The organism is Shewanella halifaxensis HAW-EB4 (assembly GCF_000019185.1).
Classification (GTDB): domain Bacteria; phylum Pseudomonadota; class Gammaproteobacteria; order Enterobacterales; family Shewanellaceae; genus Shewanella; species Shewanella halifaxensis.
This window is the reverse complement of sequence record NC_010334.1, coordinates 1,580,867-1,592,376: the sequence shown is the minus strand read 5'-3', so window position 1 is coordinate 1,592,376 and position 11,510 is coordinate 1,580,867. Positions and strand designations below refer to the sequence as shown.

At 39.4% G+C, this 11,510-nt stretch carries 14 protein-coding genes and 1 pseudogene; 8 read left to right on the top strand and 7 right to left on the bottom strand.

Annotation, left to right across the window (positions count from 1 at the left end):
- Position 1: 1 nt before the first annotated feature.
- The 4 genes from SHAL_RS06735 to SHAL_RS22535 all read right to left on the bottom strand — a co-directional run bounded on the left by SHAL_RS06735 (position 2) and on the right by SHAL_RS22535 (position 1,597).
- The gene (locus SHAL_RS06735; RefSeq protein ID WP_012276419.1) at positions 2-241 is read right to left on the bottom strand and encodes a hypothetical protein; all 240 of its coding nucleotides are present in this window, start codon (positions 239-241) and stop codon (positions 2-4) included.
- A gap of 79 nt (positions 242-320) precedes the next feature.
- Positions 321-767 (bottom strand): hypothetical protein, encoded by a 447-nt coding sequence (locus SHAL_RS06730; protein ID WP_012276418.1) that lies wholly within the window; start codon positions 765-767, stop codon positions 321-323.
- 12 nt (positions 768-779) lie between these two features.
- Complete coding sequence (locus SHAL_RS06725) at positions 780-1,322, bottom strand: phage regulatory CII family protein (protein ID WP_012276417.1); 543 nt, start codon at positions 1,320-1,322, stop codon at positions 780-782.
- A gap of 68 nt (positions 1,323-1,390) precedes the next feature.
- Complete coding sequence (locus SHAL_RS22535) at positions 1,391-1,597, bottom strand: hypothetical protein (protein ID WP_012276416.1); 207 nt, start codon at positions 1,595-1,597, stop codon at positions 1,391-1,393.
- Between the two features lie 84 nt (positions 1,598-1,681).
- Here SHAL_RS22535 and SHAL_RS06720 point away from each other — a divergent pair, with 84 nt between their 5' ends.
- The 5 genes and pseudogenes from SHAL_RS06720 to SHAL_RS06700 form a co-directional block, all read left to right on the top strand.
- Positions 1,682-2,371, top strand: coding sequence for a helix-turn-helix transcriptional regulator (locus tag SHAL_RS06720; RefSeq protein WP_012276415.1), 690 nt, complete (start codon positions 1,682-1,684; stop codon positions 2,369-2,371).
- A 19-nt stretch (positions 2,372-2,390) separates the two neighbouring features.
- Positions 2,391-3,581, top strand: coding sequence for a BRCT domain-containing protein (locus SHAL_RS06715; RefSeq protein WP_012276414.1), 1,191 nt, complete (start codon positions 2,391-2,393; stop codon positions 3,579-3,581).
- Entirely contained in the window at positions 3,582-4,607 is a 1,026-nt protein-coding gene (locus SHAL_RS06710) for a phage integrase (protein WP_012276413.1), read from the top strand. It begins immediately after the preceding gene.
- Positions 4,604-5,161 carry a hypothetical protein gene (locus SHAL_RS06705; protein WP_041415883.1) on the top strand — a complete coding sequence of 186 codons (558 nt, stop codon included), beginning with the start codon at positions 4,604-4,606 and terminating at the stop codon, positions 5,159-5,161. Before SHAL_RS06710 ends, SHAL_RS06705 begins: the two co-directional genes overlap by 4 nt.
- Positions 5,162-5,739: 578 nt before the next feature.
- Positions 5,740-5,925, top strand: a pseudogene (locus SHAL_RS06700) (hypothetical protein); the annotation flags it as partial.
- A 98-nt stretch (positions 5,926-6,023) separates the two neighbouring features.
- Here the strand turns inward: SHAL_RS06700 and SHAL_RS06695 are convergent.
- Both SHAL_RS06695 and SHAL_RS06690 read right to left on the bottom strand, forming a co-directional pair.
- Positions 6,024-6,605 carry an HNH endonuclease gene (locus tag SHAL_RS06695; protein WP_012276410.1) on the bottom strand — a complete coding sequence of 194 codons (582 nt, stop codon included), beginning with the start codon at positions 6,603-6,605 and terminating at the stop codon, positions 6,024-6,026.
- Positions 6,598-7,845, bottom strand: coding sequence for an AAA family ATPase (locus SHAL_RS06690; protein ID WP_012276409.1), 1,248 nt, complete (start codon positions 7,843-7,845; stop codon positions 6,598-6,600). The genes SHAL_RS06695 and SHAL_RS06690 overlap by 8 nt, the downstream gene beginning before the upstream one ends.
- A gap of 352 nt (positions 7,846-8,197) precedes the next feature.
- On the opposite strand from SHAL_RS06690, the gene SHAL_RS06680 reads away from it, so the two are divergent.
- Positions 8,198-8,398, top strand: a complete 201-nt coding sequence (locus SHAL_RS06680) for an integrase (RefSeq protein ID WP_223296249.1) — start codon at positions 8,198-8,200, stop codon at positions 8,396-8,398.
- A gap of 92 nt (positions 8,399-8,490) precedes the next feature.
- Here the strand turns inward: SHAL_RS06680 and SHAL_RS06675 are convergent, their stop codons facing one another.
- A complete protein-coding gene (locus SHAL_RS06675; RefSeq protein WP_041415880.1) occupies positions 8,491-8,781 on the bottom strand; it encodes a hypothetical protein in 291 nt (96 codons plus the stop codon).
- A gap of 1,238 nt (positions 8,782-10,019) precedes the next feature.
- Here SHAL_RS06675 and SHAL_RS06670 point away from each other — a divergent pair.
- Together SHAL_RS06670 and SHAL_RS06665 are read left to right on the top strand one after the other, a co-directional pair.
- Positions 10,020-11,210: a BRCT domain-containing protein gene (locus tag SHAL_RS06670; protein ID WP_012276407.1), complete on the top strand. Its 1,191-nt coding sequence runs from the start codon at positions 10,020-10,022 to the stop codon at positions 11,208-11,210.
- A 101-nt stretch (positions 11,211-11,311) separates the two neighbouring features.
- Complete coding sequence (locus SHAL_RS06665; RefSeq protein ID WP_012276406.1) at positions 11,312-11,503, top strand: hypothetical protein; 192 nt, start codon at positions 11,312-11,314, stop codon at positions 11,501-11,503.
- Positions 11,504-11,510 lie beyond the last annotated feature (7 nt).

Below are 11,510 nucleotides of genomic sequence, written 5' to 3'. Positions count from 1 at the left end.
ATCAAGCCGCCTGTTGAATTTGGTTAACGTGAATATTGTTGCGAATGGCAACCAAACGAACGCGGAGTGTTTTGGCGATAGCGAGGTCAAGCTTTTCGGCGATGGCCACCAAAGATTCGATCACTGACTCGGCCACTATCGGCTCAATGGGGTAGTTGGAATGGTTTAAAGCGGTAATGACTCTATTTGCTTCATTGCGAATAGCATCATCTGTTGTTAAACTCTGTTTTGTCGGTTTCATAATGTAAATCCTTGAAAATCTATTGATTGAGTCGACACGGCCACATCCGCTGTAACGGAAGTGGCTTTTTTTGTGCCTGTTAATAGCTAACTTGAGCCATTGCGGCCTGATTACTTGCCAGCTCACCTGCCAGATCTGAAAAACTGTCTTCTGTTGGAGTCTCAACTTTTGCGGTAATGAATTTCTCTCGTCCCAGCCCAACCGAGCTGATCTCTTTTACTAATTCACGAATGGCTAGCATCGACATTCGCACCGCCTCTTGTTCATCAAACGTCATGTTTTCAAGCGGAATATGAATGTGGGTACTAGGTTTTAGGCGGGCGCCAAATAAAATGATGGCTTTTTTTTGCTTTGAAAGGCCGCTGTATAGACTGGCCGCGCGGTTGCGCCCAAGCATTGAACGCACAGCGGCAATACTCTGCTGACTAGACGGGGATGCAATATCGTTAGCGGCAGATTTTTCAATATGTAAGTCGGCTTCTATTCTGGGCACAGATTCATGCGCTGTTTGCTTTAGAGCATTCATATAATTCCCCTTCTACATCAGCCCTGGCATGGGCATGGCTTGCATTGCATCGCTCGCAACAGTGAGTACCGGAATGGCTTGAAACTTCTGCTCTACGTCATGCACAAAAATAGCAAGTTCGGCCATCACGTAAGATGCACGCCTTACTGTTTCATGGCGCATCCGTTCGGTTACGCGCTTAGTCGCTTTAACATCTAAAGCCAGCGCACCTAACTGTGCGGTGTTGGCATTAATGTCCAGCGCTCTATCGGTTAACGTGGTTTTGCTTGCATTGGCTAAGTCACCCAGCGATACCGATGTAACGCAGTTAAGCTCCAACAACACCCCATCAACAATGCAACGATTGCCGCTGGCCTTGGTGATTTTCACCAACTCACTCACGGTCAACTGATGCGGTTGCTCGGGTAGCAACTTATTGCGCAGCATCTGTGGGCGTTTCATTCCAGCAGACTTGGCGACATCACTAACTACTTCGTCATTTGCAAACTGACGCAGTGCACCGATTAGGTGAGCTTGCTCATTTGAATACTGTGTGTTGCTCGAATTGGCATACATAGACGCAAAACTCCATTTTGCTAATCTTCAATTGAAGATAAAAACACTCAAATGACGACGTTAATGTTTTAGCTCACTAAGCAAAGCTCAGAGGCTTCTTTCATTAACGCCAACATATTGATATATGGGCGTTCTTGGGGTCTGCATTTAGGGCGAATAGGTAGGCGTCCTTCACGGACGAGATAGCGGACGTTATCAACTGTCGTCCCGGTGCGGCGGGCATACTCTTCAAATGACAAGAAAGGTGCGTCAATGTGTAGTGATAGATTGCTCATTTGATGATATCCTCGAATTTATGTGTCTTTCTGTAATGTGGAGTTACAGAGCGTTAAACTTCATCTGCGAGGATTATTGATCATATGCAAACATTTAGCAAGGTCAACAATGCGAAATTTCGAATTCCTTTGTCTACAATTCCGACTTATGACGGTGGCCGAACCCTTGTAGATCGATTGGTCAGACTTTTCGGGGTAAAAAACCGACTTGAATTGGCCACCCTACTAGGTATTACTTCTGGAACAATTGCGACATGGCAAACCCGTAACTCAACCCCATATGAGTTATTGATTCGCATACATTTAGCTACAGGCGTACCAATGGAATACTTATGCTTTAGCAGTGAAGATGATATTCCAGACGTTATGAAATTTGCGAAAAGCAAAGTGCCAGAATATAAAGATGGGTCAGTAACTGTTGCCGCCGAAAATCATTTACTTCCGGCAGTAAAAATATTCGCAATTGAAAATGGTGTTCTTGCATTTGAAAGTAAATTTTCAGTCGACAATTCATTTATAAAATACTTTGGTATCTCACTAGAGAACGATTTTGCTGTTCGTGATAGTGGCCACATTAAGTTCATTAACTCTAATGAGAAAGTAGTAACAAAAGGAAGCTATCTGTTCAGCGTTAATAATAACTACCAGATAGGTGAACTTCGCCAGCTGCCGGACGGCCAAACCTACTTCTATGATGAAGGTGAGAAATACCAGATCAACGAAGAAACGACCAAAATCCACGGCAAGGTGGTATCAATTTTAGAAAGCATTTAAGTAATTAAAGGGATTGGTTATGAAAGCATTTGAGATTTGTTTTACTGGTTTTAACGCTGTTGAACGAAATGAGTTAGAAACACAAGCTGAATTGGTAGGTCTATCGGTCAAAAAAAACGTAACCAAGAACCTTCATATTCTTTGTATTGGTGAGAACGCTGGCCCCAGTAAAGTAGATAAAGCTCGCGAAGGCGGTTCAGTCGTTATCGATAAATCTCAATTTGTACATTTTGCAGATACAGGTGAACTCCCGCAAGCTACAGTCGAACAAATACTAACTCTAATCGAATCCCGAACCCCTATAAAACCTAAGCAACAAAAACCAAATGATACCCTTTTAAACAAGGATGCCCAGCCGTATGGCCGCTTTAATCAAGCTGCTAATATCGAAAAAGCAATTGCTTCACTACATGGCATTTTGTTAGGGATCACTGCCGATAGCAAACTTAAGCCAGCCGAACATGCCTTCCTCGATTTGTGGTTAAGAACTCATGGCGAAGTTTCAGATGATCCAGATATGGTTGATATCGTCGATGTGTTAAATGATGTGTTAGAGGATGGAATTATTGATGAAGATGAACATGATGATTTGTTCTGCTTAATAAATGATGTGAATGATGTACGCGGATTCAATGAACCTGGTAGCCATAACCAGATAAACCAACTACTTGGTCTACTTCAGGGAATTTCAGCTGATAACGAAATCAACGAAAAAGAAATTGATACGCTAGCCGTTTGGTTAGATGAAAACCATCAAATCCTAGATAAGTGGCCTGCTAGTGTCATTACATCAAAACTATGTGAAATTTTTGAAGATGGCATTATCACCGAAGACGAAAAGAAAGACCTGTTGCTAACAGTGCAGAAAGTTACAGGTAATCGTTTCTGCGAAACCGGTGACGTAACAGACAACACTACCGAATGCTTTGACGATATAAGCGAAATCCCACACGACAATATTGGTTTCTGTTTCACTGGTAAGTTTAAATCTGGTAGCCGTAAAACTGTAGAGTCTAAAGCTCAAAGTCTTGGTGCTATTACAAGTAAAGGTGTGTTGCTCTCTACTCAGTTTGTAGTCATTGGTACTCTAGCGAGCCGAGATTGGAAATATCTAAGCCATGGCCGAAAAATTGAAACAGCTATGTCACTTAAAGAGAAAGGACATGAGATTTATGTCATATCTGAAGAACAGTGGTTGAAATTTATTTAAATGACCATCCGTAACCTAAAAGACAGCAGCGATAAACCTTGGTTATGCGAATGCTATCCCAATGGCCGCGAGGGTAAACGCATTCGAAAGAAGTTTGCCACTCGTGGTGAAGCCACTGCATTTGAGCTGTTCACCATGAAAAAGGTCGATGACAAACCTTGGTTAGGTGAAAAGGTTGATAACCGCCGTTTATCTGAGTTAATCAAACGCTGGCATGATCTTCACGGCCAGCAACTAACTAAGCCAGAGCTGCGGTTACGAAAGCTGGATTTGATTTGCAATGGCATGGGCGACCCGATTGCCAGCAAGATCACCGTGAATGACTTTGCCAATTATCGCCAGATGCGCCTCGATGGTGAAATTGAAGATGCTCAAGGTAAGATGAACAAGGTTAAACCCAACACCATTAACCATGAGCATGCTTATCTCAATGCGGTTTTCTCAGAGCTGAAAAAGTTAGGCGAGTGGAAGCTACCCAACCCACTCGATGGCATATCTCAATTTAAAATTGAAGACACCGAGCTGGCGTTCCTCTACCCAGAAGAGATCCCCATTGTTCTAACCGAATGTGCTAACGCCGAATACGAACACCTCACCACGATTGTGCTGATCTGTTTAGCAACAGGTTGCCGCTGGTCAGAGGCCGAAGGTTTACGCGGCAGTCAAATAGCCCACAACCGCATCACCTTTGTTAAAACCAAAGGTAAGAAGAATCGAACCGTGCCAATAGCGAAAGAATTAGCCGACAAGATACCACGTGCAAGAGGCCCATTATTCAGACCTTGCCGCAAGTCATTTGAACGTGCAATTAAACGCACTAAGTTGAATTTCCCAGACAGACAGATGACCCACATTTTACGCCACACATTTGCCAGCCACTTTATGATGAACGGCGGCAACATTCTGGTACTAAAACAGATACTCGGCCACTCCGATATCAAAGACACCATGCGTTACGCCCACTTCGCACCCGATCACCTGGACGACGCAATCACAAAAAACCCAATAGCAGGACTACTGAAGTGATACAAAACAACGAGCTCTATTTAGAAATAGGAAAACTGTTATTATTAATAACAATGATAATAATAGGGGTGAGCATTCTCTACTGGTACCTTAAAAGAAGATTCCCTGCGGATGACACACTTGATACTTCTTTCCCTTTTTATTTTACTCATTTCGAACCCAAAGATGGGCTTGAACTTCAGACTCCATTTTGGGCTAGTATCTTCATCCCCATAATTTTATTTATATGCACTGGTATTTTTGCCTGGTCCGGATCAACTCCTGATTTATCAGCCCAAGGTTTTATAACATTCTTATTAATATCTCAACTTCCCATAGGGTTACTAGCTCTAGCAATTCCTTTAGCTGTGTTAACAGGCAGAATTCACGGTACTAAACAGACCGCATTACAAATTGAAAAAGCTAACGTTCAAATAGAGAACACAGAGAAACAAATTTTAGAGACGCAACAGAAAAATAAAACTGACTTGTACCTCGCCCACTATAAGCACTTTAGTGAGCACCTAGTTGCTCTAGAGGCAAAATGGAAAAACACCGTAAATGGCTCAAAGTAGAAAGAAGAGGGTGTATCCATAGATACCAGAATTATTTACAAAACTATATATCCAGATGCTTCTTTAAAAGATGGTCCAGGAACTATCTGTACTGATACCATAAATATAGTTGTTGAAAGATTAATTGAAAATATAAACACTTCTATGGAAATAATTGAATGCGAAAAATTAGACTCCAAGGCATTAGAGACTAATTTATTACGCGTACGTGCACATTTAGAAAGTACCTTTAGAGAATTACACTGCACAAAAGAACTAAGTAAATTACTTGTTTCACGTACTATATACGGTTCCCAAAAGACAAATACGTTTATATCATGTTACTCACATCAATATCAGGTCGTAAACTTAATTTATGAAATAGTCAATGATATTTATGAGTTTGACTCAGAACATAAACCCTTGCATTCATATCAACTAAATAGAGCCTTAGAAAATCTGAGTGAAGCATGCAAAGGAAATTATTCTATCAGAGAAGGCCTAAACCAATTAAATACAGTTCCTCATTCGAATGTGCGTAGGCGTACCTCGCCAGAACACGTAAATACAGATTTTTACAGAAGAAATAAAGCTTTGGTGCCGACCACTTTATGATGAACGGCGGCAATATTCTTCTTTTCGATAAAGTGAAGAAACAGATACTCGGCCACTCCGATATCAAAGACACCATGCGTTACGCCCACTTCGCCCCCGATCACCTGGACGACGCCATCACCAAAAACCCAATAGCAACGCTATTGGGTAAAAGTGAGATGACGGAGTAGGGTGAGTACGCCTTGGTCGCTGAAAAAATAATGGTTGGCTATTTTTACTAGCGATAGCCAACAGTTATTTTCCGTATAAGCAATTCGTTATGTCTTTTCTATACCGCATGTGCACTGATTAATGCTTTAACAAAAAAAGAATATTCTTTTTTTGTTTCTGCTTCTCTCCTTAATTCTGCTAGTGCAAAGTCTCTTAAACTAACATTACCTGTACGATAACATGCTGTGATTGCTTTTTGTATTTCTGTTATTTTTTCAAGACGCTTCTCTAGTAGCTCTGGTCTGTTTAAACCAATATCACGTATTGAAAGATCTGCTCTTTCACAACCATTTTTAACAAATAGCCACGTGCCTGCAGCATAAAAGTAATTGGCAGGTTCATCATGATAAGGATCTATGTATGGGGTATCATTATGAAATTTGTTAGACTTTTGGTTATTACATTTCTGGCAAGAGTAGCCTAAATTTTCCCAGACGAATTCTAAATGAGGGAATTTGTCATTATCTTTTGGCTTGAAGTGCTCAATTTCAGCAAAACTAATTTGAGATATTTTGCTTTCACAATACATACATTTATCAGAGTTAGCAGCCTTAAGTGCCTCTTTATTCGCCGGGTGTTTATAGTTTCCTCTAGCTAATGCATCAGGGTGCGGGCACACAGGTCTATTTAGCTTAATCATCTTGTCCCTCCATGATTCCTTGTATTGCCATAGGAACCATTTTCTCTAAGCCTAACTCTGCCAACTGGCTCCTTAACAAAGAGAAATCTCTTTCAGTTAATTTTTTATTACTGTATTCATCAATTATTTGATTTAACCTTTCTTCAACCCATATAGGCATTGTAAATGAGACCCCTAAAACCTCATCTAGAATTTCACTAGCACTTTTAGCTTCATTCAAAAAATCCAATTTTTTAGACTCAACTTTATTTTCTTCATTATAAGTTAAAGCATATATATTTGAGTTTTTTACTGAGCCTACAACTAATGGGCTATGTGTTGATACAATAAACTTCGCAGTGGGGAATGCTTGTAAAAGATCTGGTAATATCCTTCTCTGCATTATTGGGTGAAGATGATTTTCAACCTCATCAATTATAACGGTATAATCAGGATTATCTTTTGTTGCATACATATATATTTGCCAAGCAATATCGATAAGAGCACTAATGCCGCCAGAAGCCGTTTCTAATAGGAATTCATCAGAACCATCATTACAAATAAAAACAATTTCCATATTTCTAATTTCAAACTCTTTGAAACCTAAGGTTTTTGGAAGTATTTTTCTAAGCACTTCCTGAAATCCCTCATAAAATTTAATTTGTTCATTGTCCTGAGGCATTATTGTTTTATTATTATTCGTTACTCCATAACCATTTATAGCCCAACCAATAAGCGTAGTTTTCATTAAAAAACTAGCAGACTGATTACTTGAACTACCGTTATACCTTTGCTTGTTTGCATTTGAAACCTCATCAAATGCATTCTGTTTATTTTTTTTAGCAGTAGGTATATGGTTAAGAGCTTGGTACCTAAATATTGTACGATGAGAAGGTATAAAGAAACTTTTTAATGGCTGTTGATTCTGAATTTGTACATGATACTGAGCAACATCAGAATCTTTTACTAGTAGAAGGGCTTCTACATTATTTGAATAGTGTATTTTACCGACGGTATTGTTTGATTCACTAGTATTCCCCTTAAACAATCTAGAAAAATATTTAACAACACCTGTACTTGAATCTTTTTTTGGCGTAGATAACGAAATATTTTGCCAACCTGAATGCTTTGAAAATAAATTCAAAATAGTCGTTTTACCACAACCATTAGATCCTGTAATAATCGTTAATCGATCATGTATTGCTAGGTCGACAGTTTCAAATTGCTGCCAATGATTTATTTCCAATTTTTTAAAGTGCACATTTATTCCTTAAAGTGACTTGGTGACTATCGTTAGTCATAAAAGTAGATACTGTTTGTGTGTAGTACTAAAATATAACTGTTTTTATACAGATCTAATAAGGTAGTCTACCTTATTAGATAGAAGGCTACTATGTACAAGCGCACAAAAAAGTATCAATAGAAACTTGAGCAATTCACCCTGTTTCGCATGCAAAAAGAATACGTTAAGCTTCAAGGCGACGTTCTTAAAGCCCCTCACGCACTACCACATTTACGTCGAACGATTGTGATTACTGATTATGATTTTGGTGAACCGATAGTTCAGAAGATTGAGCAGATACGATGTGATCGCATAGATTGTTATGGCGCCTATGTCGATGGTAATAATGGCTGAAAACATTACCAGCCACTTTATGATGAACGGCGGCAATATTCTGGTAAAACAGATACTCGGCCACTCAGATATCAAAGACACCATGCGTTACGCCTACTTCGCTCCTGTTCGCCTGGACGACGCAATCACCAAAAAACCAATAGCAGCTCTATTGGGTAAGAATGAGATGATTAATTAGAGTGGTTACCAACGCCCTATTAACGGGCAAAATATTGTTGTGGAACGAAACACAGACAACTGCATTTTGTCTTATTAAACAAATTGTTAGCCTTAGTTCATAAATAATAACTCTTGGGCTAATTCTTTTAAAGGAGCTTGTAGCAAAGGCAGTACTTCACCATGCGCCCACACCACAAGAATCATAAAAAGAATAGGTTGACCGATTATAAATGCTATAACTCCGCATGCTTCAAAAAAGAATTTAACATTTTCACCTTTTTCTAACTTTATTTCCATGTGGGCAACTACATCAAAACCCAACTTCTTTAGAAAAAGTAATTCAACAATTGTTAAAACTACACAAATTATTATAAATAAACATAAGACTATCAGTATCTCCATTTGCATTATCCTTAAAAACTAACAGCTTATTATACAGTTCTTACAAGGTAGTCTACCTTGTACAAACATACAAAATATCCGCTAAAAAATTGACTAATCTTTCCAATGTCACATGATCAAAAATGGCGGCAAAGTGGCGGCAACCATTTAGAAAGGCTAACACTCTCTAACAGATGCTTAAACGTAACTATCTGAAAGTATTAAAATCTCGCGGTATAACGGGCTAAAAGATAGGATGTAGGCTTTTTGGACGCGGGTTCGAGCCCCGCCGCCTCCACCAATACTAGGTTAGCAATAACCTTCAAAGGCCGCTAAATCCCTACCAGACGGATTTAGCGGCTTTTTTGTATCTGCAGCTAAGCAAACATTATCCCTTCTTTAAAAAAACACTTCGCCCTCACCTAGATGACGAAAATAAAATCGATTTTTTCATCAGATATGACCTTATCAATAACACAAGTGCAATACTTCGCAGCACTGAAAGTTGTGAAGGTTCATTATGGAAATGGAGCCAATATTCGCAATGTGTAGAGCTTGCTGACTTACATTAGTTAAGTGATGACAAAGTGGCGACTAGCATTTAGATCGGCTAACACGATCTTACAGACACTAACCAGTAACATACTGTTTATGTTGTAATCATGCGTCATTACGGACTATTAGATAAAATATTAGCTTTTTGCACACAGGTTCGGGCGCCACCACCAAATATTGAGAAGCTCCAATATGAAAATATTGGCCATTTTTAATTTATGCCAGTGCGGGCGACTCTCTTAGTAACATTAATGCACTAGGGTGTCTGGAACAAACTTGAACGTCACATGCGATAGCCAAGAAGCGGGAGGCACATGGGAGTGCCGAATAAACCCGCCGCCATACATATGGCTGCACTCCTAACCGTTAGCAGTTAAGCTACACGACCATTTAGTGAAGTTTCACCAATCTCACCTAAAGCTCTTCATAAAACCAAGTATTCACTACCAAATAAAACTAGATAATACTTTTTAATTCTCAGTAACTAAAGATTGTACAAAATCAAAGAAAAGTGATATTCCTTATTGACTTACTAATTTGTTATGGATAGCAATACTTACCTTAAATACAGTAATAGAAACTCCTTAACCGCTGAGGAGTCGTCAGGCTTCACTATTCGTCGTATAAATGTTAAAGACTTCTAAACAGATACGAACTTAAGTGTATATACCACATCAAGCGTTGAAAAAATTGGGAGACTAATTATGAAAGCTTTTGAGATTTGTTTTACTGGTTTTAATGCTGTTGAGCGAAACGAACTAGAAACATTAGGTGAATTAGTCGGTCTATCGGTCAAGAAAAACGTAACCAATAGCCTCCATATTTTATGTGTTGGTGACAACGCTGGCCCCAGCAAAATAGATAAATCCCTCGAGGGTGGCTCGGTCATTATCGACAAACCTCAATTTGTGCACTTTGCTTATACTGGTGAACTTCCACAAACTACAGTCGAACAAATACTAACTCTCGTTGAATCCAGAACTCCCATTAAACCTAAGCAACAAAAAACTAATGATCTCCTTTTAAACAAGGATGCCCAGCCATACGGCCACTTTAATCAAGCTGCTAATATCGAAAAAGCAATTTCTTCACTACAAGGCATTTTGTTAGGGATCACTGCCGATAGCAAACTTAAGCCTGCCGAGTATGCTTTCCTCGATTTGTGGTTACGAACTCATTGGGAAGTTTCAGATGATCCAGATATAGTTGATATTATCGATGTGCTAAATGATGTGTTAGAGGACGGCGTTATTGATGAAGATGAATATGAAGATTTGCTCTCTTTAATAAATGACGTAAATGATATTCGCGGATTCATTGAACCAAATAGTCATAACCAAATTAACCAATTACTTGGCATGCTTCAAGGCGTATCTGCAGCAGATGACGTCAACGAAAAAGATATTGATGCGCTAGCCGTTTGGCTAGATGAAAACCATCAAATCTTAAATAAGTGGCCTGCGAGTGTCGTTACATCGAAGCTTTGTGATATTTTTGAAGATGGCATTATCACCGAAGATGAAAAGAAAGACTTGTTGCTAACAGTGCAAAAAATCACGGGTCGTCGTTTCTGTGAAACTGGTGATGTAACAGACAATACTACCGAGTGCTTTGACGATATAACAGAAATTCCACACGATAATATTGGTTTTTGTTTCACTGGAAAGTTTAAAACTGGTAGCCGTAAAACAGTTGAATCTAAAGCTCAAAGCCTTGGAGCCATAACAAGTAAAGATGTCCTGCTCTCCACCCAGTTTTTAGTGATAGGAACCCTCGCGAGCCGCGATTGGAAATATCTAAGCCATGGCAGAAAAATAGAAAAGGCTATGTTACTTAAAGAAAAAGGACATGAGATTTATGTCATTTCTGAAGAACAGTGGTTAGCGGCTGTCTGAATGGTAAAAAAGTTAACTGGGAATAAAGCATTTCAACGGAAATATCTGTTGCAGCTATTGGCGCAATAGCTGCAATTACAGTTGCGAACATTGGTTTATTTGTGGCCATTGCAATAGCTAAAGAGCAGAAAGTTTCTGAGTTTAGGCAGATTTGGATAAAAAGTTTATGGGTGATCCCCGCTGAGCGCATGAAAATGAAGCGCGAACACATCATACCGCTAACACCACAAGTTCTTGCGCTTGGTAAGCCCCTAGAACTCCTGGTCAGTTCCAAGCACTTTTTCTTCATGTAATCAGGAC